General features: G+C 64.3%; 24 protein-coding genes. 17 read left to right on the top strand and 7 right to left on the bottom strand.

Going from position 1 to position 23,765, the window contains the following annotated elements:
* The first annotated feature begins 24 nt into the window (after positions 1–24).
* The 6 genes from clpS to rdgB all read left to right on the top strand — a co-directional run bounded on the left by clpS (position 25) and on the right by rdgB (position 4,335).
* Positions 25–387: an ATP-dependent Clp protease adapter ClpS gene (gene clpS, locus LRQ04_RS17515; RefSeq protein WP_235521586.1), complete on the top strand. Its 363-nt coding sequence runs from the start codon at positions 25–27 to the stop codon at positions 385–387.
* Positions 380–946 carry a DUF2017 domain-containing protein gene (locus tag LRQ04_RS17510; RefSeq protein WP_235521585.1) on the top strand — a complete coding sequence of 189 codons (567 nt, stop codon included), beginning with the start codon at positions 380–382 and terminating at the stop codon, positions 944–946. Before clpS ends, LRQ04_RS17510 begins: the two co-directional genes overlap by 8 nt.
* Before the next feature lie 64 nt (positions 947–1,010).
* Positions 1,011–2,084, top strand: a complete 1,074-nt coding sequence (gene murI, locus LRQ04_RS17505; RefSeq protein ID WP_374198974.1) for a glutamate racemase — start codon at positions 1,011–1,013, stop codon at positions 2,082–2,084.
* On the top strand, positions 2,081–2,875 hold the full coding sequence (locus tag LRQ04_RS17500) for an MBL fold metallo-hydrolase (protein ID WP_235521583.1): 795 nt from the start codon (positions 2,081–2,083) through the stop codon (positions 2,873–2,875). The genes murI and LRQ04_RS17500 overlap by 4 nt, the downstream gene beginning before the upstream one ends.
* A gap of 45 nt (positions 2,876–2,920) precedes the next feature.
* Complete coding sequence (rph, locus tag LRQ04_RS17495) at positions 2,921–3,679, top strand: ribonuclease PH (RefSeq protein WP_011775233.1); 759 nt, start codon at positions 2,921–2,923, stop codon at positions 3,677–3,679.
* The gene (gene rdgB / locus LRQ04_RS17490; protein ID WP_235521582.1) at positions 3,676–4,335 is read left to right on the top strand and encodes an RdgB/HAM1 family non-canonical purine NTP pyrophosphatase; all 660 of its coding nucleotides are present in this window, start codon (positions 3,676–3,678) and stop codon (positions 4,333–4,335) included. The genes rph and rdgB overlap by 4 nt, the downstream gene beginning before the upstream one ends.
* 84 nt (positions 4,336–4,419) lie before the next feature.
* Here rdgB and LRQ04_RS17485 read toward each other — a convergent pair whose 3' ends face one another.
* Entirely contained in the window at positions 4,420–5,181 is a 762-nt protein-coding gene (locus LRQ04_RS17485) for a DedA family protein (protein WP_235521629.1), read from the bottom strand.
* Positions 5,182–5,334: 153 nt separating this feature from the next.
* Here LRQ04_RS17485 and LRQ04_RS17480 point away from each other — a divergent pair, with 153 nt between their 5' ends.
* Both LRQ04_RS17480 and LRQ04_RS17475 read left to right on the top strand, forming a co-directional pair.
* Positions 5,335–6,345: an exonuclease domain-containing protein gene (locus LRQ04_RS17480; protein WP_235521581.1), complete on the top strand. Its 1,011-nt coding sequence runs from the start codon at positions 5,335–5,337 to the stop codon at positions 6,343–6,345.
* 66 nt (positions 6,346–6,411) lie between these two features.
* Positions 6,412–6,963: a DUF4395 domain-containing protein gene (locus tag LRQ04_RS17475; protein ID WP_235521580.1), complete on the top strand. Its 552-nt coding sequence runs from the start codon at positions 6,412–6,414 to the stop codon at positions 6,961–6,963.
* Between the two features lie 9 nt (positions 6,964–6,972).
* On the opposite strand, the gene LRQ04_RS17470 is transcribed toward LRQ04_RS17475, so the two are convergent.
* Complete coding sequence (locus tag LRQ04_RS17470) at positions 6,973–8,043, bottom strand: ADP-ribosylglycohydrolase family protein (protein WP_235521579.1); 1,071 nt, start codon at positions 8,041–8,043, stop codon at positions 6,973–6,975.
* A gap of 81 nt (positions 8,044–8,124) precedes the next feature.
* Between LRQ04_RS17470 and LRQ04_RS17465 the strand changes: the two genes are divergently transcribed.
* The 6 genes from LRQ04_RS17465 (at position 8,125) to LRQ04_RS17440 (ending at position 15,708) form a co-directional block, all read left to right on the top strand.
* On the top strand, positions 8,125–8,481 hold the full coding sequence (locus LRQ04_RS17465) for a DUF202 domain-containing protein (protein WP_308194992.1): 357 nt from the start codon (positions 8,125–8,127) through the stop codon (positions 8,479–8,481).
* A gap of 28 nt (positions 8,482–8,509) precedes the next feature.
* Positions 8,510–8,860, top strand: coding sequence for a DUF202 domain-containing protein (locus LRQ04_RS17460; RefSeq protein WP_235521577.1), 351 nt, complete (start codon positions 8,510–8,512; stop codon positions 8,858–8,860).
* A 152-nt stretch (positions 8,861–9,012) separates the two neighbouring features.
* Positions 9,013–9,954, top strand: a complete 942-nt coding sequence (locus LRQ04_RS17455) for an MIP/aquaporin family protein (RefSeq protein ID WP_374198976.1) — start codon at positions 9,013–9,015, stop codon at positions 9,952–9,954.
* A gap of 71 nt (positions 9,955–10,025) precedes the next feature.
* Positions 10,026–11,204, top strand: coding sequence for an exonuclease SbcCD subunit D (locus tag LRQ04_RS17450; protein WP_235521575.1), 1,179 nt, complete (start codon positions 10,026–10,028; stop codon positions 11,202–11,204).
* The gene (locus tag LRQ04_RS17445; protein WP_235521574.1) at positions 11,201–14,257 is read left to right on the top strand and encodes an AAA family ATPase; all 3,057 of its coding nucleotides are present in this window, start codon (positions 11,201–11,203) and stop codon (positions 14,255–14,257) included. Before LRQ04_RS17450 ends, LRQ04_RS17445 begins: the two co-directional genes overlap by 4 nt.
* A gap of 86 nt (positions 14,258–14,343) precedes the next feature.
* Positions 14,344–15,708 carry an MFS transporter gene (locus tag LRQ04_RS17440; protein WP_235521573.1) on the top strand — a complete coding sequence of 455 codons (1,365 nt, stop codon included), beginning with the start codon at positions 14,344–14,346 and terminating at the stop codon, positions 15,706–15,708.
* Between the two features lie 27 nt (positions 15,709–15,735).
* Here the strand turns inward: LRQ04_RS17440 and LRQ04_RS17435 are convergent, their stop codons facing one another.
* Positions 15,736–16,698 (bottom strand): helix-turn-helix domain-containing protein, encoded by a 963-nt coding sequence (locus tag LRQ04_RS17435; protein WP_235521572.1) that lies wholly within the window; start codon positions 16,696–16,698, stop codon positions 15,736–15,738.
* A gap of 236 nt (positions 16,699–16,934) precedes the next feature.
* On the opposite strand from LRQ04_RS17435, the gene LRQ04_RS17430 reads away from it, so the two are divergent.
* The gene (locus LRQ04_RS17430; RefSeq protein WP_235521571.1) at positions 16,935–18,410 is read left to right on the top strand and encodes an APC family permease; all 1,476 of its coding nucleotides are present in this window, start codon (positions 16,935–16,937) and stop codon (positions 18,408–18,410) included.
* Between the two features lie 72 nt (positions 18,411–18,482).
* Here the strand turns inward: LRQ04_RS17430 and LRQ04_RS17425 are convergent, their stop codons facing one another.
* Both LRQ04_RS17425 and LRQ04_RS17420 read right to left on the bottom strand, forming a co-directional pair.
* Positions 18,483–19,283 carry a MoaF C-terminal domain-containing protein gene (locus LRQ04_RS17425; protein ID WP_235521570.1) on the bottom strand — a complete coding sequence of 267 codons (801 nt, stop codon included), beginning with the start codon at positions 19,281–19,283 and terminating at the stop codon, positions 18,483–18,485.
* A gap of 122 nt (positions 19,284–19,405) precedes the next feature.
* Entirely contained in the window at positions 19,406–20,152 is a 747-nt protein-coding gene (locus LRQ04_RS17420; protein WP_235521569.1) for an IclR family transcriptional regulator, read from the bottom strand.
* Positions 20,153–20,283: 131 nt separating this feature from the next.
* On the opposite strand from LRQ04_RS17420, the gene LRQ04_RS17415 reads away from it, so the two are divergent.
* Positions 20,284–21,618: an MFS transporter gene (locus tag LRQ04_RS17415; RefSeq protein WP_235521568.1), complete on the top strand. Its 1,335-nt coding sequence runs from the start codon at positions 20,284–20,286 to the stop codon at positions 21,616–21,618.
* Positions 21,619–21,709: 91 nt separating this feature from the next.
* On the opposite strand, the gene LRQ04_RS17410 is transcribed toward LRQ04_RS17415, so the two are convergent.
* Complete coding sequence (locus LRQ04_RS17410; RefSeq protein WP_235521628.1) at positions 21,710–22,378, bottom strand: phosphoribosyltransferase; 669 nt, start codon at positions 22,376–22,378, stop codon at positions 21,710–21,712.
* A gap of 86 nt (positions 22,379–22,464) precedes the next feature.
* Here LRQ04_RS17410 and LRQ04_RS17405 point away from each other — a divergent pair, with 86 nt between their 5' ends.
* Entirely contained in the window at positions 22,465–22,878 is a 414-nt protein-coding gene (locus LRQ04_RS17405) for a MarR family transcriptional regulator (protein ID WP_235521567.1), read from the top strand.
* Positions 22,879–22,933: 55 nt separating this feature from the next.
* On the opposite strand, the gene LRQ04_RS17400 is transcribed toward LRQ04_RS17405, so the two are convergent.
* Positions 22,934–23,761, bottom strand: coding sequence for an alpha/beta fold hydrolase (locus tag LRQ04_RS17400; RefSeq protein ID WP_235521566.1), 828 nt, complete (start codon positions 23,759–23,761; stop codon positions 22,934–22,936).
* Between the last annotated feature and the right edge of the window lie 4 nt (positions 23,762–23,765).

Here is a 23,765-nt window from a genome sequence, read left to right as displayed (position 1 = left end):
TGCGAGCCGCCATAGAATGGACAGATGAGCCCTAGCGTTGCGTTTGGCACGGACATCGATGAGCGGACGGAAACTGCGGAGCAGTCGTCCACCGGTGTCCTGACCGCCCCTGATATCCCTTGGAACCTTGTGATCTGGAATGATCCCGTCAACCTGATGAGCTACGTGAGCTATGTGTTCCAGAGTTACTTCGGCTATTCGGAGTCCAAGGCGCACAAACTGATGATGGAGGTCCACAAGAAGGGTCGGTCCATTGTTGCCCATGGCAGCAAGGAACAAGTTGAGCAGCACGCCGTAGCAATGCACGGATTTGGTCTCTGGGCCACCGTGGAAAAGGCCGCGAGCGGCAATGAGACACCCGGAAAGGGCGGCCGCCAGCGTGGCTAAGGCATTCAAGTTTGGACTTAAGGGCATCACCGGATACCTGGAGCCGGCCGAGCGGGACCTCCTGCGCGGATTGTTGGACGACGTCATCTCCATGCTGGACTCCGATGCCCGGGACAATGAGGACCCGCTGGCGGCCTTGATCGGCTTGGATATGGACGTCAAGAAGCCGAGTGACCGTGCCCTTCTGCGGCTCCTGCCCAACGTCCTGAAGGACGACGACGACGGCTCGCTGGAGTTCCGGCAGCTCACCGAACGTTCTGTCCGGGAAAGCAAGGTCGGTGCCCTGCGGGCCACCGCCATGGGACTGGACAAGGACGAACTGGTCCTGACCCTCGAAGATGCCACCCGCTGGTCCATGGCACTGAACGATGTGCGGCTTGTTCTGTCCGAACGCCTGGACATCCGCGATGAGGCTGACGCGGAGCACATCCACAGCATGCAGGACTGGAGCCAGGCGGAGGACGTTGAGAGCTACTTGGCGTTGGTCTACAACTTCACGACGTGGCTCCAGGAGTCCCTGGTGCAGGCCATGATCTCCGCCAGGCAGGCGAAATCCTGATCCGCCCCGTGGGTTGGTGCTGCCGCCTTGTGACACATCAGACACGAGGCGGAGACCACAGGTAATGGCCGGACGCCATGGGAAGCCTTATTCTCGAATAATTATGACTTCAGCATCGGGCAGTTCACCAAGCGGCGCTTCAGCCAGTGGCGGCCACCTCAGCGACGGGGAAATCGTGGGGGCGCGCCCGATCGGTATTTTCGACTCGGGAGTTGGCGGGCTGACGGTAGCTCGGTCCATCATTGACCAGCTCCCCAATGAGTCGATCCTCTATGTGGGGGACACCGCCAACGGCCCCTACGGCCCGCTTCCGATAGCCGAAGTGCGGGCCAACGCCCTGGGCGTCATGGACGAGCTGGTGGACTCCGGGGTCAAGTTGCTCACCATTGCGTGCAATTCCGCGTCGGCTGCCGTGCTCCGGGATGCCCGTGAACGCTACACGGCCCGCTACGGTATTCCTGTTATCGAGGTCATCCAGCCGGCCGTCCGCCGCGCCGTCTCAGCCACACGCTCCGGCAGGATCGGCGTTATTGGCACCTCCGCTACGGTTGGTTCCCGGGCCTACGAGGACACGTTCGCTGCTGCACCGGACCTGACCATCACGTCCGCGGCCTGCCCGGCATTCGTTGAATTCGTGGAAGCCGGAATCACCACCGGCCCGGATCTTCTGTCGGCTGCCAACGAGTATCTGCAGCCGCTCAAAGCCGCCGACGTGGACACCGTTGTCCTGGGGTGCACGCACTACCCCCTGCTGACCGGGGTCATCTCGTTCGTCATGGGCGAAGACGTGACGCTCGTTTCCAGCGCCGAAGAGACGGCCAAGGATGTCTACCGTGCGTTGGCCAACCACGGTATCCAACGGACGGAGCCTGCAGCGCCCAGCCACGAGTTCATCGCCACCGGGGATGCGGCACATTTCGAAACCCTGGCCCGCCGCTTCCTGGGACCCGAGGTTCTTTCCGTCAAGCACGTTGACCATGTGGCTGCCCAGTACCCCACGGGGAGCCTGGCCCGGATTACCCCCGAGATGCTGGAAGCTGCCCGATCGGGATCCGGGTTGTCGCGACGTTCCTACTTCGTCCAGCCAGAGGGCAACGCTGCCTTCGGCTCGGGTGCGGCCATGGGACGTGGCCTGTGAAGTTGACGATCGTGGGGTGCACCGGATCTTTCCCGGGCCCCGGTTCGCCCGCGTCCTGTTACCTGGTGACGGCTCACGATGGCGAACGTGAGTGGAAAATTGTCATGGACCTCGGCAGTGGAGCCCTGGGCGCGATCCAGCGCTACACGGACCTTGAGGATATTGACGCGATTTTCCTGACCCACCTGCACCCGGACCACTGCATGGACCTTTGCGGCCTGCATGTCGCCGTCCGCTGGAAGCCAGGCGGTTGGGGTCGTGACAGGCTTCCGGTGTGGGGGCCTGCAGCTACCGCGGACCGGATGGCGACAGCCTATGGGCTGGACCTGGACCCTGGGATGCACGAGGAGTTTGACTTCACCAACTGGGCCGAACAAAAGCCCGTAACTGTGGGGCCCTTCACGGTCACGCCCTATTCCGTCAACCACCCGGTTGAAGAGGCATACGCCTTGCGTGTTACCGCTACGGAACCGGGCAAGGACGGCATTCCGGTTACCAAGGTCCTGACGTACTCCGGGGACACTGATTCCTGCCAGGGGCTCGAGGACGCTGCCAAGGGTTCGGATCTGTTTCTCTGTGAGGCGGCCTTCGAGGAGGGCCGCGACGACGACATCAAGGATGTCCACCTCACAGGCAAGCGGGCAGGCGAGGCCGCCGCCAACGCAGGGGCCAAACGGCTGCTGTTGACGCACATTCCCGTGTGGACCTCGCAGACCAAAGTACTCTCGGAGGCCAAGCCGGTATTCGGAGACGTGGCTGTGGCTGTCGCAGGGGTTCACTACACCATCTAGGTGGGCCGTCGTCGGGGGCCTGGTCGGCTTGGCTAAGCTTGGACCATGACTTCTGAAGCAACAGCCACACCCGTCATCCGCGCCGATGGCCGGACCCCCGACCAACTGCGCCCCATCAGCATCACCCGCGGCTGGTCCAAGCAGGCCGAGGGATCGGCGCTGATCGAGTTCGGCAACACCCGGGTCCTGTGCACCGCTTCGCTCACTGAGGGCGTGCCGCGCTGGCTCAAAGGAGAAGGCCGTGGCTGGGTTACGGCCGAGTACGCCATGCTTCCCCGTGCCACCAACACCCGATCCGACCGCGAGTCCGTGAAGGGCAAGATTGGTGGACGCACCCACGAGATCTCGCGCCTCATTGGCCGTTCGCTGCGCTCCATCATCGACACCAAGGCCCTGGGCGAGAACACCATCGTCCTGGACTGCGACGTCCTCCAGGCCGACGGCGGTACCCGTACGGCTGCGATCACCGGCGCCTACGTGGCCCTCGCGGAAGCCATCCGCTTCGCCCGGGAGAACAAGCTCATTGCCCGCAACGCCGAGCCCCTGGTGGACACCATCGCGGCCGTTTCTGTCGGCATCATCGACGGCGTCCCCATGCTGGACCTGCCCTACGTTGAAGACGTCCGCGCTGAGACCGACATGAATGTGGTGGTGACCGGTTCCGGCAAATTCGTTGAAGTGCAGGGCACCGCTGAGGGCGCACCTTTCGATCGCGACGAACTCAACGCCCTCCTGGACCTCGCCCTGCTGGGCACCACGCAGCTCTCGGCCATCCAGCGTGAAACGCTGGCGGAGGCTCCGTGAGCGCCGTAGAGCCAGGCGGACCCCGGCTGGTGCTGGCCACCCACAACAAGGGCAAACTGAAGGAACTGCGCGAACTCCTTCGGGGCCAGGTGCCAGGGCTCGACGTCGACACCCAGGTGGTGGACGCCGCTGCGGCGGGTGCCCCGGACGTCGCCGAAACAGGTGTCACCTTTGCGGAGAACTCCCTGTTGAAGGCCCGCGCGGTGGCGGAAGCGACCGGCCTGGTGGCCATTGCCGATGATTCCGGCCTGGCAGTGGACGTACTGGGCGGCGCCCCCGGGATCTTCTCTGCACGCTGGTCCGGGCGGCACGGCGATGACATTGCCAACCTGAACCTGTTGTTGGCGCAGCTCTCGGACGTTCCCGATTCCTTCCGTGGTGCGGCCTTTGTCTGCGCTGCTGCGTTGGCGGTACCCGGCGCGGAGGGAATCGACCACGAAACCGTGGAGTACGGCCAGCTTGAGGGCACGCTGCTGCGGGAACCCCGGGGCCAGGGCGGATTCGGTTACGACCCCGTGCTGCAACCCGCCGGAATGGACCGCAGCTGCGCCGAACTCAGCTCCGAGGAAAAGAACGCCATCAGCCACCGGGGCCAGGCGTTCCGGGCATTGCTGCCTGCCATCGTGGACGCATTGTCGGAGCCGCAACTGAAGTAAGCCTGTACACACGAAAACGAATGGCACCCCGCGCGGCGGGGTGCCATTCGTTTTTTGCTTGCTTGAGCGGAACGCCGGGCGGCCTTACAGCTCGCCGGTCTTGCCGCCGTCGTGCTCGTCGATGAATTCCTCCACCGGATCGGTACCCTGGGCGGCCGCCTTGCGTTTGGCGACGAATCCGCGGCCCACCTCGATCAGGATCGGAATCACGGAGATCAGGACGATGACTATGAAGATAATGTCGATGTTCTTGCCGACCCACTCGAACTGGCCAAGCCATGCACCGAGCAGGGTAACTCCGCCACCCCACAGGACGGCGCCAATGACGTTGAAGAGGAAGAACTTGCGCTTGTCCATCTGGGCCACGCCCACGATGACCGGCACGAAGGTGCGGATAATCGGCACGAACCTGGCCAGGATCAACGCCTTGCCGCCGTGCTTCTCGAAGAATGCGTGGGCGCTTTCGACGTTTTCCCTCTTGAACAGCCTGGAATCGGGCTTGTTGAAGATCGCGGGGCCGGCTTTCGCTCCGATGAGGTAGCCGGTCTGGTTACCCAGGATGGCCGCGACGATGATCAGGCCACACATGCCCCACAGGTTGAACTCAATGGCGCCTGTGGACACCAGCAACCCGGCTGTGAAGAGCATGGAGTCGCCGGGCAGGAAGAAGCCCACCAGCAACCCGGTCTCGGCGAAGACGATGGCGCAGACCAGCAGAACCACCCAGGGTCCCAGCGGTGAATCGCGCAGGAAGACGTCGGGGTTCAACCAGTCCGGCAGGAACGACGCCATGGCCGGCTGCACTGGGCCCGCGCCCCCGAAAGTGGATACGGCCATATCGCTTATCGCAGAAAAGATCACCCATTAAGCCTACTTGAAGCCAGTCCGCGGAAATTTCCGTAGGCAGGAACGGCTGCATGTCACCACAATCACCCATGCAATGGCCGCCCCGCCGCCCAAATCGGCGGGGGCGGACTTTTCCCGCTGTAATCTTGACCAGTGGCATTGGACTTTACGGCGATCGACTTTGAAACAGCCAACGGCTTCAGGGGCTCCCCGTGTTCAGTTGGACTCAGTAAGGTCCGCAACGGAGTTGTGGTGGAAGAAGCCTCATGGCTGATGCGCCCTCCGGAGAACCACGATCATTTCGAGTTCCACAACACGCGGATCCACGGTATCCGTGCTGAAGACGTCGCCGGGCGCCCACGGTTCGGGGACCTCTTTCCCGAAATTGGGGCATTCATCGGTGGGGACGTACTTGCCGCCCACAACGCGGCCTTTGACCTCGGTGTGATCCGCTCGGGCTTGGAGGTCTCCGGGCTGCCCGGGCCCGCCTACCACTACGTCTGCACCGTCATGCTGTCGCGTCGATGCTATTCCCTGGTGTCCAATTCCCTGCCGTACGCGGCAGAGGAAGCCGGGGTCCCCCTGGTAAACCACCACGACGCAGCCGAGGACGCCCGCGCGTGCGCCGGCATCCTGGTGGACATTGCCCGGCGCAACAATGCCAACAGTATCGCCGAACTCTATCTTTCCCTGGGCCTGAACCTGCCCCATCAACCGGCTTTCGATCCCGCGTTGGGCTTATCAAAAGCCACAGTCTCGGCGTTGGCCGCCAAGAACGGCAGTTCCCTGGAACGTGCTCTGGAAGGGGCCCTGGGCGGTCCAAGCGGCTGGTCGGCATGGCCGGAGGAGGGTCCCAACCCGCTGCCCAACCCCGCGGCCGAGCCGGGACACCCCCTTTTCGGCCAAACAGTGGTTTTCACCGGTGATCTTGCCATTACACGGCCGGAAGCCAAGTCCCGGGCCGCAGACATGGGGGCCCGCCCCGAAAGCCGTGTGACTGCTCGGACCACGGTGCTCATTGTCGGAGACGGTTTCGTTGCCGGGGACCTCCGCGCCGGCCGGCTCACGGGCAAGGCAAAGCGGGTCCTTGAACTCCACGCCAAGGGCCAACAGATCGAGGTAGTCTCCGAGGGCGAGTTCCTGCAGATGGTGGGCGGAGCCTGACCGCCAAACGGTCACACTGCGCAACATTGCTTCCCGCCGCTCCGGCAGCGCTCCTAGCCTTGGGTCATGACCAAACCAAGCTTTGCCCAAGCGCCGGCCCGCCAAGCAGCGGACACTTCCGTTGCCGGCCGAATTGATTGGCGTGCCGTGTTTGCCTTTCCCAATCCCGTCAACGAGTACGCCGCCCGGATTACGGCTGGGCTTGTTGTGGTGCTCGCTGTCGTGACTTTGGTGACCGGCTGGGGCTGGGGGTTGGTTGCCCTCGCCGCAGGTTTCTGGCTCCGCGTGCTTTTTGGTCCGCGGATTTCCCCGTTGGCCCTGTTGTCCGTCAAGGTCCTGGCTCCGCGGATTGGTCATGCCAAGCTGGTTGCCGGTCCTCCCAAGAGGTTCGCCCAAGGCATCGGGGCCGCCTTGACCAGTGCCGCCGTCGTGCTGTTCTTCACTGGCTTCCAGCCGGCTGCATGGATTCTGCTTGCTCTGCTGATCGTTGCGGCCTCGCTGGAGGCATTCGCCGGTTTCTGCCTGGGGTGTGCAATCTTCGGTTTCCTGCAGCGCCGTGGCCTCATTCCGGAGGACGTGTGCGAGGCCTGCAACAACATCACGCTTCGCAGAACCTAGCCCCGGCCTTCAGCCGGTGGTGACGGCCAGGAGACGGTCGGCCATTCCGCGGATGACCTCCGGTGCTTCCAAAGCCTCCAGCCAATCCGCGGGAAGGCACTTCTCGCCGTAGTATGCGCCGAGGATATTGCCCGCGATCGACCCGGTTGAGTCACTGTCGCCGCTGTGATTGATGGCGACGGCGATTGCGTTGCGGAAATGTTCTGCCGGTTCACTGCCACCCGTGGACAGGACGGCGTACAGCCCGACGGCGAGTGCTTCCTCAGCCACCCATCCCTCACCGAGTGCCGCGGTCAGTTCTTCCGGGCCGAGCGTGGTGGATTCCGCGGACAGTCGCAGGGCCGCGTTAAGCCTTTCACCGAGCTCGGGTGCCTTGGTGGGAACGGCGCTGACGTACTCAAGGGCGTCGACGGCGGCAGTATGGATGTCGCTGCCTGCCACGATGTTGTGGATCAGCAGGCTGAAGGCGGCCGCACTGAGCCGTGCCGAGGGGTGTCCATGGGTCAACGAGGCGGCGTCGGAGCTGAGCTTGTAGACCGCTTCACGGGAGATGTGGGGGATGAGCCCGAACGGGGCTGAGCGCATCACTGTGCCGCATCCTTTGGAGTCCGGGTTGACGGGCCGGGCTACTGTTCCCATGTCGCCGGTCGCCAAGCCGCTGAGGCAGGCGTTGCCGGGCGCGCGGCGATGCTTCAGCACGTCCTGGGAGTCAATCCACCGGGGCTGCGGCGCTGGAGCGGAGGACGAAACGGCGACATCCTGGGTCGCAAGCCAACGCAGGTAGGCGAGCCAGAGACAGGCGATCTCGTCCGCAGCTACACCGTCGTTCGCCCATTCGAGGGCTTCTACGAGCCCGTCAACCGTATACAGCGTCATCTGGGTGTCGTCCGAAAAGTGGCTGCCGCCGTCGAGCTGGGCAAACGAGGTCAGGCCGGCGGGCCCGAACCGTGCGCGAATGGCGGCAAGGGAATCGAACTCCACCTCGTAGCCCAGGGAATCACCCAGCGCCCCTCCCAAAAGTGACCCGTAAACCCGGGATTCGAAGGACGGAACGGCGGGGGAGGAAGCGTCAACACTCATGCCAGTAACTTACCGTGCCCGCAGGCCCCCGCTGATATGGTGGGGAAGCTGCCGGCACCGATGAAACCCTGGAGAGACAACGTGCGTGAACCTGCTTGGCGACGGACGGGCAAGACACCTGACTACAGGTTTTCGCTGGCCAACGAACGTACCTTCCTGGCATGGATCCGCACATCCCTGGCGTTGCTCGCGGGTGCGGTGGCGGTTGACCAACTGGCCCCCAATATCGCGCCAACACCGGTGCGCTTGGTTCTGTGTGTACTGTTGGCGCTCGTCGGGGCCGGGCTGGCCGCCTTGTCGTACCGTCGCTGGGGTCAGATGGAAGCCGCGATGCGTAATGACCGGGCCCTTCCTTTCTCCCGGGTGATGTTGGTCATGACCATCGTGGTGGCCGTGGCTGCCTTCGCCTTCGCCGTGTTGATCCTCGTGGCGCGTTGAGTATGGTCGCATTGAACAGGACGGAACCGTGAGCGTGGAAGCCCGGGATCCTGGCCTGCAACCCGAACGAACCACCTTGGCATGGCGACGCACACTGATTTCGCTGGTGGTGGTGGACCTTTTCATCTGGCGAAGCTGGCTGACATCGGAGCCTGCCGCCGGCAACGTCGTCCCCGGCGTGCCAGGGCTGGACTACCAGGGGCTTTGCGCTCTTATGGCCGCAGCGGCCACGGTAGTGCTCGCCGCCGTGGTGTGGGTCCGCTCACGCCAGCTCCAGGTCGGCAGCCACGCAGCATCGGCCCGGTTGGTCCTGGTCAGTACGCTTGCGGTGATGGGCCTTGGGGGCACCGCCATCGCAGCGATAGCCCTGGGCGGATAAGCTCGGAGGCGGGATTCAGCAACTGCCCAGATTCGGCTGGCAAAATGCTCAAGGACTCCGGACGTTCCGGCGAACCATGGGCACGCCACCGTGCAGCGCGATCCGCGGCAGGCCATACCGGCCTGCGCACCAACCGTAAGGACAACTTCTTCATGACCTCTCCTGTGCACGCCACCTCCGATCCCCAGCCGGGACTCATCGCCAGGCTGTCGGCTGAAGCTTTGGGCTCCATGTTCGTCGTGCTGGTTGCGGTCGGTGTCTCGATTTTCTCCAACCCTTCCGGTGCCCCGCTGCCTGCAGCACTGGCAACCGGCCTGACGGTTACCGTGGCGATGCTGGCTTTCGGATACGTTTCCGGCGGCCACTTCAACCCGGTGATCACCTTGGGCAATCTGATTGCGGGCCGCATCCGCGCCGTGGCCGCGATCGCATACATCGTGGCCCAGGTGATTGGCAGCGTCGTGGGTGCCGCCCTTGCATACTGCGTGGTGCTGACAGTTCCCGTGCTGACGGACGCCCGTGGAGCCTTCGGCTCTGTGGCTGCCGGTTATGGCGAACACGCCGCTGCACAAACCCAGATGGCCGGGGTCCTGCTTGTAGAGGTTATCGGTTCGGCACTGCTGGTCGCCGTGTTCCTTGGCGCTACTTCGGGCCGCCGCGCACTGCCTGCAGTGGCACCTTTCGCAGTAGGCCTTGCCACTGCGGTCCTGCTCCAGTTCGGACAGGTCCTGGGCAACCTTCCGTTCAACCCTGCACGCGCCACGGGGCAGGCGTTCTTCAGCCCGTCCTGGGCCTTGGATGGTTTGTGGCTCTTCTGGGTGGCTCCCTTGATGGGTGCCGCGCTCGCAGGTCTGGCATTCAGGGGCTTCCAGGGTTTCTCTGCCGGCAACCGGGGTGCCGAGGCAAGCTCCGTGCTGGCGGATGGCGGGGTCAACGATTCCTTCGACGCTGAGGCCGACCCCACCGAGGACGTTGCAGTGACCCGTGATGCGAAGGGCAGCGAGGATGAAGGCAGCACACCGGCCCGTCCGGCTCCGGCTGCTCCCGTCGCCGACGATGACGCACGCGACTTTTTCGAGGGCAAGAAAGGCTAGCGGCCGGACAGGATCGACGGCGGTCGGCTCGCCTCCGCTTTAATGTCGGTGCTCCCGGATAACTTGAGAATATGCGGTTACTCCATACTTCCGATTGGCATCTTGGCCGGTCTTTCCACGGCGTTGGCATGCTTGAAGCCCAGCGCAACTTCGTGGACCAGCTGGTGTCTTTCGTCGAAGCCAGGTCCGTTGACGTTGTCCTGATTGCCGGTGACGTCTATGACCGCGCGCTGCCTGGATTGGATGTCGTCAAGCTGCTTGATGAGGCTTTGGTGCGCATTACCCAGGCGGGGGCCAAGGTTGTGCTGACCAGCGGCAACCACGACTCCGCGATCAGGCTGGGCTTCGCCTCACGGTTGTTGGAACGTGGGGGAGTGCATTTGCGGACCCGGATCGAGGACCTGGACGTACCTGTCATGTTGCCTGCAGGTCCGGACGGCCAAGGAAACCCTGCGACAGTGGCCATTTACGGCATTCCGTTCCTTGAACCGCGGCTCGTGGCTGAGCGGTTGGAGGCCCCCAGCGCCACCCACTTCGAGGTCACGCTCGCTGCGGTGGAGCGCATCAAGGACGACGTTGCACAACGCCGCGTTTCCGGGCCTGTTCATCCGGTGGTGCTGGCCCATACTTTCGCCAGCGGCGGTATCACCTCGGAGAGTGAGCGGGACCTGAGTATCGGCGGCCTGGGCGCCGTCCCGCTGGATCTCTTCGAGGACTTTTCGTATACCGCGCTCGGTCATCTCCATGGCCGCCAGGAGCTGGCACCCCACGTCCGTTACTCCGGTTCACCCTTGGCCTACTCGTTCTCGGAGGCCAGGCACCACAAAGGCGCCTGGCTGGTGGAGATCGGTGCCGATGGCGTGCCGGACATCCAGGAAGTCCTATGGGAGGCCCCCCGGACACTCGCCGTGTTGAGGGGAAAGCTCGAAGACCTGCTGGGGTCCGCGGAGCATGCGTGGGCGGAAGCTGCGTACTGCCACATCACGTTGACGGACGCCCAGCGGCCCGCCCAAGCCATGGAGACGCTGCGCAGCCGTTTTCCAGACACCCTGGTCCTGGCATTCGACCCCGAAGGCGCCGAAGCCCGGTCCAAGACCAGCTACAGCACCCGGCTTGCCGAGGCTGAGGACGACCTCGGAGTATGTTGCGGCTTCCTGGACCATGTCCGCGGCCGTACCGCAGGCGAGGCCGAAGAAACTGCGCTGCGGGAAGCCCTTGAGGCCGTTCGGTTGGAGGAAGCGGAGCTGTGAGAATCCACCGCCTGGACATCGAAGCGTTCGGTCCTTTTGCGACCCCGCAACACATCGACTTCGACCAGTTGAGCTCCCAAGGACTCTTCCTGCTCAATGGCCCCACAGGAGCCGGCAAGACGAGCATCCTGGATGCCATCTGTTTCGCCCTGTACGGATCTGTGCCCGGCGCCCGCCAGGAAGGTAAGCGGCTTCGCAGCGACCACGCGGCACCGGGGGCCGAACCGCGCGTGGTCTGCGAATTCACAGCCCGCGGCAGGCGTTTCGAGGTAAGCCGTTCTCCGGCATGGGAACGACCCAGCGCCCGTGGCCGCAAGGGGTACACAACCCAGCAGGCCAAGACACTTCTCCGGGAACGCATCGGGGGCACGTGGGAGGAAAAGTCATCCAGGAATGACGAGGTAGGTGCCGAGCTCTCCGACGTCCTGGGGATGGACCGGGACCAGTTCACCCGTGTAGTGATGCTCCCCCAAGGGGACTTTGCAGCCTTCTTGAGGTCAAAGGCCGGCGACCGCCTGGACCTCCTCCAGAAACTCTTCGGCACTCAGCGGTTCGAGGCCGTCGAACAGCAACTCGCCCAGCAAGCGGCGGCAGCAGCCAAAGAGGTTGGGGAGAACGCATCGGGGCTCCAGATGCTGCTGGACAGGATTGCCTCAGAACAGGCACAGTTGGGTGTTTCCGGCGCCACGGGGGAGGATGCACCGGGTGACCACGACGGGCCTGTCCTTACCGCTGGAGAGACACCCCAGGCGGACAACGAGGACCCTGAGGCTTGGCTCCAAGCTGTCGAAGAAGACGTTGAGGCCGAACGGAAACGCCGGGAGGCCGCCGCCACCGAAGCGGAAACGCGATCCGTCCGGTACGCCGAGGAATTCAAGGAAGGCGAGGAGAAGTCACTGCGGCATGCCCGCCTCGCTGCCGCCTTGCAGCGGAAGATCGTGGCTGAATTGGCGGCACCCCGGGCGCTTGAGAACAGGGAAGCGCTGGCAAAGCACCGTCGTGCTGCCGTTCTCAGCGGCCAGCTCGACGCTGTTGGATCTGCGATCCGAAAGGTCGATGCCGCTGTTGAACGGGTGGCAAAGGCTCGCGGCAAACTGGCTGCGGCGGGCGTCGCGACCGAAGATCCCACAGTGGCCCTGGATAAAGCGAAGGCGTCGCACGCGGTACTCCAGGCCCGGCTGCCGGACGAGCAACGCATGGAGGAAATCGCCGGACGCCTCGCTGCCAAGGGGACTGAAGAGACAACCCATCTGGCTGCGGCGGCGAAAGCAACGTTCTTGCTGGCTCAATTACGCGAAGAAGCCTCGACGTTGGAGTCAAGGATTGAGCCGCTGGAACCTCTCGCTGCCCACCTCGCAGACCGGGAACGGGATGCCGCGTCAGCAGCCGAATTGGTAGGCATCGTAGCCCGCTATTCCACCGCAGCCCACGAACTCGACACCCTCAACGGCCAACACCTCCAAGCACGGTCAGCGTCGCAGGATCTTCGTCAGCGCTGGCTTGATCTCCGCGAGCTCCGCCTCGCCAACGCCGCAGGGGAGCTTGCCGCGGCGTTGGAGAACGGGAAGCCGTGCGCCGTCTGCGGCAGTGCGGACCATCCGCAGCCTGCAGCAGCTGCGCGCTCGGCCCTGTCTCTGGCCCAGGACGAGGAAGAAGCCAGGCAGCTTTTTGAGGGCAGCGAGAAAGCCCTGGCAGAGTTGGCCGGGCACGTTTCCGCTGCGGCCCAGGTTGTCGCCGGTTTGGCGGCCCAAGGCGGTTCACTTGACCTCGCCGAGGCTAAGGCCAGCCTTGTGGCGGCTGAGGCTGCTGCGCTGGAAGCCCGGATGGCGTCCACCTTGCTGGCGGAGCTGCGGGGCGAGCATGAGACCCTCAGCAAACGAGTGGCACAAGTGCAGGAAGAACATTCCGCGTCAGTCGGCGCGGCAGCGCAGGCGGCCTCGAGTGTCCAGCTTCTTCAGGAGCAATACGATGCCCTGACAGCCGAGCTGGCAGGTCTAAGGGGGGATTTCCCCAGCCTGCGTGAACGTCTGGAAGCGCTGTCCAGGGAAAGTGCCCTCCTCCAGGAGGCTGTCGAAGGGGATCAGGAGCTGGAGGGTGCCCGGCGTGTCATGAGCGAGGCCGCAACCGCTCTGGAACGCGCGCTGCCCGAATCAGGGTTTGCCTCCGCTGAAGAAGCCCGTCGTGAGTTGTTGTCCCCTGCCGACGTCGTTGGACTTGAGCAGGACCTCGCCGATTTCGACGCCGAAACAGCGAAGCTGGACGAGCTGTTTGCCAGCGAAGAACTGGTCCTGGCCGGCAAGGAAGCCAGCATCGGCGAACTGCCCATGCCTGAATCCGAACGCGCGGAAACACGGCTCCGTGCTGCCAAGGCCGCAGAGGATGCACGGTCTGCTGCCCTGGCTGCAGGGCTCGCGGGCAAGTCGGTTGAGGCCATTCGCCGCTATCGGGCGGAATACCGTTCCCTTGCCCAGGCCGCTGAAGAACCGCGCAGGAAGGCCCGGGTGCTTGCCGGGCTGGCTGAAACAGTGCGGGGAGCCGGGGACAACAGTTACCGGATGAGCTTGAACACCTATGTTCTTGCTGCTCGTTTGGAGCAGGTGGCCGCCGCCGCCTCCGAAAGGCTCGTTGCCATGAGCGATGGCCGCTATACCTTGCAGCACACCGATGCCAAGGCTGCGCGGGGCGCGAAGTCCGGCCTTGGATTGGAAGTAGTCGACGAATGGACCGGCCAACATCGTGACACGTCCACGCTTTCGGGCGGTGAATCCTTCATGGCCTCGCTGTCCCTGGCGTTGGGGCTCGCGGATGTCGTCCACCACGAGGCAGGTGGAGTGGACATTGAAACGCTCTTCGTCGACGAAGGCTTCGGCAGCCTCGACGAGCAAGCGCTCGAGCAGGTCATGGACGCTTTGGAGGGACTACGCGACGGCGGCCGGGTCGTCGGACTGGTCAGCCACGTTGCGGAGATGAAGCAGCGCATCACCAGCCAGCTCCAGGTGGTCAAGGGGCGCCATGGTTCCAGCGTGCGGATCGCCGAGGTAGTTCCCACATGACCCATATCCGATAGACTTAACCCGTTACACCGGGTCGCGCGCATCGGGAGGAGGGACGATGCGCACCTTTTAGCGAACCCGGATTAATGGAAAAATCTTCTGTGGCCTCCGAGCCCTTGTCATTGGCGCCAGCACGTCCCTCACGCCTGCCAGGCCGTTTCGCCCGGCTTCCCGAACTGGCTGGACCCGGCTTCCTGCCTTTGGGTCTTTTCGCCCGGCTCCCCTTGGCCATGCTTACCGTGGGTACCTTGACCTTGGTGACAGCCGTCAGCCATTCGTACGCGATCGGCGGGATGGCAGCCGGAGCCGTCGGCATCGGCTCTGCACTGGGTGCTCCGGTCCTGGGCTCCCTGGCTGACCGCGCTGGCCAACGCATCGTGCTTGTCGTTGCGGCCATCGTCAACACCTTGGCCGTTGCCGGACTGCTTGCCGCGGCCTACTTCACTCCCGGCTACGAATCGGCGGCTGACGCGATCGCCGTCCTTGTCGCCGCGTTCCTGGCTGGCGCGAGCTGTCCCCAGGTAGGTCCCATGGCAAGGGTCCGATGGATGGCGCTGACCACACGGAATCTTTCGCCTGCGGCAGGCAGCGGGGGCAGGTGCGTCGCGGCCAACCGAACCGATCTTGATACTGCCCTGTCCTACGAGGGCACCGCGGACGAAATCACCTTCGTCCTTGGTCCCGCCTTGGTGGGCGTCCTGGCGAGCATCGTAGCCCCTTGGCTGCCCCTTGCCCTGGCTGCTGTCATGACCATCACCCTCGTTCCTGCTTTTGCCGTCCATCCCAGCCAACAAGCTGTGGTGCCGGCCCCACGAAAGGCGCGTACCGGCGTCGTACCCGCCGCAGGGCAAAGCGGCGGAGACCAAGTTCCACAGCGGCGTAACCGCTGGGCCGGTGCCGTGGTTGCCGTTCCGGTCCTGGCCATGGTCTGCATGGGCACCTTTTTCGGCGCGACCCAGAACGCTTTGAGCGCGTTCTCGGCGCAATACGCGACAGCCGAGATCGCCGGGCTTCTGTACGCGGTCATGGGCATGAGCTCAGCGGTTGCGGCGTTGTCTGTCGCTTTCTGGCCGCAACGGTTCAGCTTGGCTGCGCGCTGGGTAGCCGCCGCCCTGGCGATGTCGGTGTTGTCGTTGCTGTTGCTGCTCCCGGCCGGAATCTGGCCCATGGTCCTGGTGCTGCTGGTCCTTGGCATTCCTGTGGGACCGGTCATGGTCACCGTCTTCAGCATCGGTGGTGTGGTGGCACCTCCCGGCCGGATGGCGACAGTGATGACGGCGCTCGCCAGCGGAATCGTGGCGGGCACCGCACTTGGCTCCTACCTGGCCGGGCAATTGGCCCAAACCCAGGGCTACGGGGCGGCGTTCGTGGTTTCCATGGGCGCAGCAGCAGGTCTTTTCATGCTGGGCGTCGTCACGTTCCTGGTGATGAAGCGTCGGCCCCAGGGTTGACCTTCCAAGCCCCGACGTTAGGGCTGGTCACGCTCCGGCATTGCGGTACCCGGTGGGCGAGTTGCCGAAAGCTGCCCTGAAGATGCGGCTGAAATGGGCTGCGTCAGTGAACCCCCACCGCGCTGCGATGGCCGTGACAGGGCGTTCTGCCAGCACCGGATCCATCAGGTCGCGGCGGCACCGCTCAAGACGCCGTTGCCGGATCGACGAAGCCACCGTAGTGCCGATCTCCTGGAAGAGGTCGTGCAGGTGGCGGGTGGAGATGTAGTGGGCTGCGGCGATGGTTCCGGGGGAGAGTCCGGGATCGCCGAGGTTGGCTTCGATGTAGTCGTGGATGCGGCCCAGCAACAGCAGGTGGGGATCGCGGCCCGTCTCGATCATTTGGTCGAGTTCGCCGTTAAAGAGCGTTGTCACCAGGTCCAGGGCATTGCGGACCAGCCGCAGGCCGTTGGTGCCGGACAGGGCTTCAAGGTTGTCGGCCAGTTTCACCAGGAAGGGGCTGATGAGTTCGCCGAGCCCCTCGTCACCGGGAATCCGCAAAGCTGTCACATGGCCCATGGCTTCGGCCGGCAAGTCCAGCAGGACGTGAGGGAACATCAGCACCAAAGTGCGGAAGTCGTCGTCGAACGTTAGCTGGTACGGGCGTGAGGTGTCGTAAATGGAGAGGTCGCCGGGGCGCAACACGGCTTCGCGTTCGTCCTGCACCAGGCGACCGGACCCACTGAGCTGGATGCTGAGTTTGAAGAAGCGGCCGGTGGACTTGGCTATCAGCTCAGGAGTGCGGAGGACAGCATGGGGTCCGGCGGTGACTTCAACTACGGAGATCTGGCCAAGGACACGTGCCCGCATGGTTCCGTGGAAGGCTGAGTTGCGTGGGCCTTGGGCCAGCAACGGTACGAAGGAGGCGGAGATTGCCCTGCTCCACTCCTGGAACGACTCCGCCACGATGGTTTCCACGGTTGCGGGGCCGGTTTCGGCCGCGACGGTCATCAAACTCCCTTTCAGAGGCCCGCGGTGACGCTGCGAGTGGGCCGGTAAAGCCGGCATTGCGGGACGTGAGCTTGCCCACGATTCTACACCGGGGAACATATGGCCCTGTGCCTGCGTCCAGCGACAAACACCTTGCCGTGTGAGACAAGTCACGCAGCGGCGCGGCGGTGGAAGATTGCGGAATGACAGACACCGTGCCGCGCTCTCTCCCCGCGGCACCGAGGCAGGAGCACACTATGAGCGTGGACAACCCCGTCAAGGGCAGGACCCCCGCAGCCGCCGTCACCAAGAAGCGGCTGGGCGTACCAGCAGTGACCTTTATGATCATCGCGGCCTCCGCGCCGCTGACCGTCCTGGCGGGCGGAGTAACCACCACGTTCGCCGTCACGGGGGTGACCGGCGTCCCGCTGTCCTTCCTGCTCCTCGGCGGAATCCTGGCGTTGTTCGCTGTGGGCTACGCCGCTATGAGCCGCTACGTCACCAACGCCGGCGCGTTCTACGCGTACATAGCGCAAGGCATTTCCAGGCCGGCCGGAGTGGGCGCTTCCCTGGTTGCCCTGATGGCCTACAACCTGATGCAAGTGGGGATCTACGGACTCTTCGGCTTCACAGTTTCATCACTCCTGTCCGCGCGGCTGGGCATCAGCGTTCCTTGGTGGGTGCCCGTACTGGTGTGCATCGCGATCGTGGGCTGGCTGGGCGTGAACAGGGTGGACTTGTCGGCCAAGGTCCTTGGTGTCCTGGTGGCCCTCGAGTTCCTGGTGGTGATCGTGTACGACATCATCAGCCTCGCCGTGGCCCCTGAGGGCATCAGCGCAGCGACCTTCAGCCCTGAGAGCCTGTTCGTTCCCGGCATCGGCGCGGTACTGTCCTTCGGCATCGCCGCCTTCATGGGTTTTGAATCGGCAGCTATCTACGGCGAGGAATCCAAGGACCCCCAGCGGACCGTCGCCCGTGCCACCTTTGCCGCCGTGGGCATCATCGCCGTCTTCTACGCGGTATCTGCCTGGGCGATGACCGTAGGAACGGGGCCTTCAGCTGTCATTGAGAACGCGGCAACCTCCGGCCCTGACATGATCTTTGCCTTCCTGGGCGCGAATGGCGGCGTGCTGCTCAGCGACATCGCCCAGGTCCTGTTTGTCACAAGCCTTTTTGCCGCGCTCGTCAGTTTCCACAATGCAGTGGCGCGCTACTTCTTCTCCCTGGGCCGCGAACGGGTCCTTCCGGCCGCGCTGGCCAAGGTTCGCACGCAGAGCGGGGCACCGTTCGCCGGTTCCTTGGCGCAAACGGTGATTGCCGTCGTCGTGACCGTTGGGTTTGCCATCGCGGGATCGGGCTCCGAGCTGGGCGAGCTGTACCCCGTGCTGACCATGTTCACGTGGTTGACCAACAGCGGCGCCATGGGCCTGGTGCTGCTCATGACCGTGGTCTCTGTTGCCGTGATAGGTTTCTTCCGCCGGCAGCAGCATGGGGCAAGCCTGTGGGTCAGGGTTGTCGCCCCGGGCCTGGGTTTCGTTCTCCTGGCTGTGGTCTTTGTGCTGATCGCCACCAACTTCAACGTCCTGCTGGGCCAAACCGAGTCGACACCAGCCACGTTTGTCCTGCCCGCGCTGGTCCTGCTGCCCGGCGTCGTGGGCATCGTCTGGGGCCTGCGCCTCAGGCGCTCGCAACCGGCACTCTACGCCCGGATCGGCCACGGCGCCGAAGACTGACCCTGATCTGCCAAGAAAGCCCCGGCGCGCATTCCGCGCCGGGGCTTTCTTGTGCCGTGGCTGTTCCTGGGGTTAGAGCCCCTTGGCCGGGTCCAGTTCGGGGCTGTGCCGGGTCATGCTGATCAGGCGGCCGTGCGCGCCGAACGTGAAGTGCACGGGGGTGGTTCCTGCCTCATCCCAGCCGAACAGGCTTCCATGGGAGCGGATGGCGTTCGGGTCGCGGTGGTCGGCAATGGTGACCGAGCCGCACGGAATGACCTTTTCCCGCCACGTGAACACAAAAATGCCGGGGCGGATTTCGAAGACGGTGTTGGAATCGGTGTCTGCCAAACCGCGCTCCGGCCCTGCCAGGCATTGCCAGGTGTACCAGGTGGGGCTGAGGTAAATGTGCTCGTAGGCGTGCGATCCGCTGTAGACCCATTCAACGCGGCGGCCGATGAGCCCGGTGCTTTCAGCAATGTCATTGCCGGTTACCTGGTATCCGCCGAGGGTTCCGGGCCGGAAGTCGTGACGGACATCAACACTGGAGGCGGTGGCGGTGCCAAGTGCGGCGCCGATGTAGAGTGCGCGGCCGTGGGAAAGGTCCAGGATGAGGGAAACGGCGAGTTCCGGGTCCCCGGCATCCTGCCATTGGGCGTAATACAGTTCCTCTGCCACGGCGAAGGCCTCGTACGCGGATGTGCTGTTGTGCCCCGCGGCTGACCATTGCACCTCTTTGTCGTCGAAGCTGAACGACATGGATCCGCCGGTGCTGTGCACGGAGAACTGTTGTCCCGCAAGGTCCTGGACGGTGGGGGCTTTGTTGGCGTCGAAGCCGGGTGCCAAACCCTCCAGCGGCAGCCAGTTGGAGGTGTCAAGAAGATTCAGGCTCATGGTTCCTTCTCAGTCTCGGAAGAAGGACGGGACACTGTGTCCGGTCCTTCTTCGAGTATTCGGTCCGGTCCCGGCTGCCGTCTTGTGCTGCCCGGCACGCTGCTTGGCGTGGAAGGAATGGTTCAGGCGAGTTGGCTTTCGATGCGCGCTGCGCTCGCCGCCAGTGCCTGGCCCACGGCGTCCGGATCCTGGTCCAGGCGGATGTAGACGACGGCGATCGCGGCCGGCCGTCCGCCGGGAACCCGGATGGGAGCGGCAATGGAGGACAGTCCGGCGATGACTTCGTCGTGGCTGGTGGCATAGCCCAAGCGGTGTGCCTCCCGGGCTTCTTCCCGGTAGGGGATGCCGGCTCCCACCTGCTGCCACCGTTCCTCGGTCATGGTGGATTGGATGGCGATCCCTGGGGCGCCCGTGCCAACGGGGTGCCGGCTGCCGGGATGCTGGGCGAGTGCCGCACCGGAGTGACGGGGCTCCACCGTTACCAGAGTGACGCATTCCTGGTGGTCCCAGACCGCCACGAACGCGGTCATGTGCAGTTCGTTTGCCACCTGTGTCAGTTCGGGTAGCGCTGCCGCTTGCAGGTTCCGTGACACGCCCCGGGCCAGCACGGCCAATCCCGGCCCGGGCTGGACCCGTCCGGAGTCGTCGCGGACCAGCAGTGAATGGTCCTCGAGGGTCCGCAGGATGCGGTAGGCCACCGAGCGGTGCACTCCCAGGGCCTCGGTCAGTTCCGCGATGCTGAGGGGACGCTCTGCTGCTGCCAGTATTTCCAGCGCACGGATCCCCCGGGAGAGGGTTTGCGACGGCGGCGCCTGGGTGGACGCGTCGGTGGTGCCCTGGGTGCCGCTGCGGGGATTCATGCGAACCATCCTATGTTGGACCGGCTTCGGCGCGTGCCTGTGCCTTGCGTCACAGCATGTAGTATCCTTTCCTAACTGACCGTTCTGTCGGTTTATGTACGTCACTCGCTGACCGCACCCTCACCCCACATGGAGTTCCAATGACCGCAACTTCCACTGTCGACTCACCGTCAGGCCCCAGCAGCAAGCGCGAAGAGCGCCGGGTGCTTGCCGGGACGCTGGTAGGCACCACTATCGAGTGGTACGACTTCTTCATCTTCGCCCAGCTCACGGCCACCTTGCTGGCTCCGTTGTTTCTTTCTCCTTTGGAAAAATCCAACCCGGGTGTAGCCCAGCTCCTGTCCTTCGCCACGATTGGCATCAGCTTCCTGTTCCGTCCGCTCGGGGCGTTCGTTGCCGGGCACTTGGGCGACAGGATGGGACGCAAGGCGGTGCTGGTCATGACGCTGGTCATGATGGGTGCAGCAACCGCCCTGATCGGTGTCCTCCCGACCTACGACACCATCGGGCTCTGGGCGCCGGTACTGCTCATCTTCCTGCGTGTCCTCCAGGGTTTCTCGGCTGGTGGCGAGTGGGGTGGAGCAGCCCTGATGGCCGTGGAGCACGCGCCTATCCAGAAGCGCGGCCTCTTTGGTGCCTACCCCCAGATTGGCGTGCCCATCGGCATGATCCTCGCTACCGGGCTGCTGTTCTTCCTGCAGTCGGGGATGTCCAAGGAGGCTTTCGCGGCCTGGGGCTGGCGCGTGCCGTTCCTGTTGTCGGTGGTCCTGATCGTGGTGGGGTACCTGATCCGCCGCGCCGTTGGCGAGAGCCCCGTGTTCAAGGAGCTTGCCCAGCGCAAGGCAGAAAGCAAAGCACCTCTTGGTGAACTCTTCCGCAGGAACAAGAAGGAAGTCGTCCTCGCCGCGCTGATCTTCATTGCCAACAACGCCGCCGGCTACCTGCTGATTGCATTCTTCATCTCCTACGCCACCAAGACCTTGAAGATGCCCGCACCCCAGGTCCTCCTGGCGACAACCATTGCTTCCTTCGGCTGGCTCATTTTCACCATGGTGGGCGGCTGGCTTTCGGACAGGATCGGACGCGTGAAGACCTTCCTCATCGGCTACGGCCTTGTCTTCGCCTGGATGATCCCCATGTTCGTGCTCATCGATTCAAAGGACATCCTGCTCTACGGGACGGCCCTGTTTGTCCTGACCATCGGACTCGGACTCTCCTACGGCCCGATGTCTGCGATGTACGCCGAGATGTTCCCGGCACAGGTCCGTTACTCAGGCATCTCCATCGGTTACGCGCTCGGCGCCATCCTTGGTGGTGCTTTCGCACCGCTGATTGCCCAAGCACTCCTGGATTCCACGAAGTGGTCGGGCTCAGTGGGCCTGTACATCATGGGTCTTTGCATCATCTCCTCGGTAGGCGTCATCCTCGCCAAGGAGACCAAGGGACGGCCCCTGGGTTACAGCGTCCACCACTAGGCTCTTCCGCTATCAGGCGAATCAAAAGGGTGCGGTCCTCTGGGCCGCACCCTTTTGATACGCCTCAGGTCTTGCAGCGTCACGACGGCGGTCAGCGGCGACCGCTGGCACCGGCAGCTTCCAGCTGGCTCACGACGTCGGCGTCGGAGAGCTGATCGAATCTCTCGTAGAAGGCGCCGACTGCATGGAACTTACCGGGGGTATGCAGGGCAAACACGAAGTCGCACACCCTGCCCAAAGACGTTGACGCCTCCAGTGATGCCACCGGAACGGCGGCCACCACCGTTTTGGCACCCCCGGCCCGGACGGCTTCCACTGCAGCGCGCATGGTGGCGCCGGTGGCGAGTCCGTCGTCTGCCAGGACCACGGTCTTGTCGCGGAGGTCATGGCTTGTGCCCGGGTACTGCTTGGCGCGTCGAAGGAGCTCAGAGCGCTCGTGGGCTTCCACGGCGTCCAGGGCGGATTGGGAAATGCCGCGGGAAAGAATGAGTTCCTTGAGCGGCTTGTTGACGATCCGGAGGACGTCGCCCCGGGACCATGCCAGGGCGCCGAATGCGGTCTCGTCCCGGCCCGGAATGCCGAGTTTACGGACCAGTACGGCTCCGAAGGGCAGGTAAAGTTCGGCGGCCGCGGCGGCGGCCACGGGAATCCCCCCGCGGGCGAGGCCCAGGACGATGGTGTCAGGGCGTTCCCTGAGCTGGGGGAGACCTTCGGCCAGGCGGCGACCGGCTTCCGCACGGTCCTTGAAACGCATGCCCATCTGCTCCACTTCCACGAAATTCGTTGCATTCCCAAGCCTACCGTCCATGCCTTGCCGGGCGAGGCCTCCACTGAAAGCATGGCAGTGTGAACAAGCCCATCGGATACTGGATCAAGAGGCTCGACGCCGCGTTGGATGTCCAGTTGGACAGGACGTTGGCGCGGATCAAGCTCAGCAAACGTCAGTGGCATGCCTTGGGAACCCTCTCGGGGGGTGCCATGCTTCCTGACGAACTCGAGGAAGGCCTGCGACCGTTGTGGGGCAGCGATATCCGTTTGCGTGAGCGGGAGCTCGCTGCCTTGGTGGGCCGCGGTTTGATCACCATGGTCGATGACCGGCTGACGCTCAGTGAGCGGGGCCGGGAAACGTACCACGAGGCCCAACGGCTCGTCGAAGATGCCCGCCAGGACTTGTCCATGGGCATCGGCATCGACGAGTACGCCATGGCGCTCAGCGTCCTGGAGCGCATGAGTCTCAATGCAGAGCGGCTGGCCCGCTGACCTCAGCCAGCAGCACCAGCCGCCTTCCACCAGCCGCCTGCAAGGGGAGTCGGGCCTACACTCCCAGGAACTCGAGGGCAGCTTCCTTGAAGGCCCGGCTGGTTACTACATTGGTGTGCGTCCGGCCCGGAATCACCAGAGTCTCAACCATGCCACCGTGCTTGCCAGCAATGGAGGCCAGTTCCGGCATCGTCGCAGCACGTTCGTCCTTCTCGCCGGCAACCAGCAGGAGAGGCATGTGCGGGGCCGCCTCGGCCGGATCGAAAGGTTCCCCCTTGATGGCCTCGATGAGTGAGAGCAAGGCGAACAGGTTGTTGCTCGGCAGCATTTGCGCCATCTTCAGCAGTCCGGCCGTCGATTCGTCCGCGATGGGCGTGCCGTCGGCCAGGTGCCGTTGCGCGGCTGCGAGGTCGAAAGCGGCCAAAGGATCAGCCGAACTGGGCCCACCCAGGACGATCCGATGGACCAGGTCCGGCTGGGTCGCGCCGAACTCCCACGCCAGGCGGGACCCCAGCGAATAGCCGATGATGTCCAGCCCGGTGGACGGGTCGCCGTCGCGCAGCGGCCGGGCGCCGACGTCGGTGACTATCTGAAGGAGGTCCGCCCGGATGCGGCTGGGCGTGTACGAGTCCAGGTCCTCGGGGGAGTGGCTTCGGCCGTGGCCTGGAAGGTCCACGGTGATCGCCCTGCGGCCGGCATCCTGGAGGGCTGCAAGCCATCCGCTGTCCACCCAGTTCAGCTTACTGGAGGACGAGAACCCGTGAATCAGCAGCACCGGGCGTAGTCCGGCGTCGGCACTTGGCTCATGGACTTCCACGAACAGTCCCGGGTCTGTGCCCTCCACGGTGTGCCTGCTGTGTTCCACGGTGTGCCTGCCGGTCATGGTG

It is taken from the genome of Paenarthrobacter sp. AR 02 (assembly GCF_021538675.1).
Lineage (GTDB): Bacteria > Actinomycetota > Actinomycetes > Actinomycetales > Micrococcaceae > Arthrobacter.
Note: the sequence above shows the minus strand (reverse complement) of the source record. Positions and strands in the feature narration are given on the sequence as shown.

What these genes read in the sequence shown, in the direction of transcription:
- clpS (WP_235521586.1), top strand. Translation starts at nt 25, where the DNA reads ATGAGCCCTAGCGTTGCGTTTGGCACGGACATCGATGAGCGGACGGAA.
- murI (WP_374198974.1), top strand. Translation starts at nt 1,011, where the DNA reads ATGGCCGGACGCCATGGGAAGCCTTATTCTCGAATAATTATGACTTCA.
- rph (WP_011775233.1), top strand. Translation starts at nt 2,921, where the DNA reads ATGACTTCTGAAGCAACAGCCACACCCGTCATCCGCGCCGATGGCCGG.
- LRQ04_RS17475 (WP_235521580.1), top strand. Translation starts at nt 6,412, where the DNA reads ATGACCAAACCAAGCTTTGCCCAAGCGCCGGCCCGCCAAGCAGCGGAC.
- LRQ04_RS17470 (WP_235521579.1), bottom strand. Translation starts at nt 8,043, where the DNA reads ATGAGTGTTGACGCTTCCTCCCCCGCCGTTCCGTCCTTCGAATCCCGG.
- LRQ04_RS17455 (WP_374198976.1), top strand. Translation starts at nt 9,013, where the DNA reads ATGACCTCTCCTGTGCACGCCACCTCCGATCCCCAGCCGGGACTCATC.
- LRQ04_RS17450 (WP_235521575.1), top strand. Translation starts at nt 10,026, where the DNA reads ATGCGGTTACTCCATACTTCCGATTGGCATCTTGGCCGGTCTTTCCAC.
- LRQ04_RS17440 (WP_235521573.1), top strand. Translation starts at nt 14,344, where the DNA reads ATGGAAAAATCTTCTGTGGCCTCCGAGCCCTTGTCATTGGCGCCAGCA.
- LRQ04_RS17435 (WP_235521572.1), bottom strand. Translation starts at nt 16,698, where the DNA reads ATGACCGTCGCGGCCGAAACCGGCCCCGCAACCGTGGAAACCATCGTG.
- LRQ04_RS17430 (WP_235521571.1), top strand. Translation starts at nt 16,935, where the DNA reads ATGAGCGTGGACAACCCCGTCAAGGGCAGGACCCCCGCAGCCGCCGTC.
- LRQ04_RS17425 (WP_235521570.1), bottom strand. Translation starts at nt 19,283, where the DNA reads ATGAGCCTGAATCTTCTTGACACCTCCAACTGGCTGCCGCTGGAGGGT.
- LRQ04_RS17420 (WP_235521569.1), bottom strand. Translation starts at nt 20,152, where the DNA reads ATGGTTCGCATGAATCCCCGCAGCGGCACCCAGGGCACCACCGACGCG.
- LRQ04_RS17415 (WP_235521568.1), top strand. Translation starts at nt 20,284, where the DNA reads ATGACCGCAACTTCCACTGTCGACTCACCGTCAGGCCCCAGCAGCAAG.
- LRQ04_RS17410 (WP_235521628.1), bottom strand. Translation starts at nt 22,378, where the DNA reads ATGGGCATGCGTTTCAAGGACCGTGCGGAAGCCGGTCGCCGCCTGGCC.
- LRQ04_RS17400 (WP_235521566.1), bottom strand. Translation starts at nt 23,761, where the DNA reads ATGACCGGCAGGCACACCGTGGAACACAGCAGGCACACCGTGGAGGGC.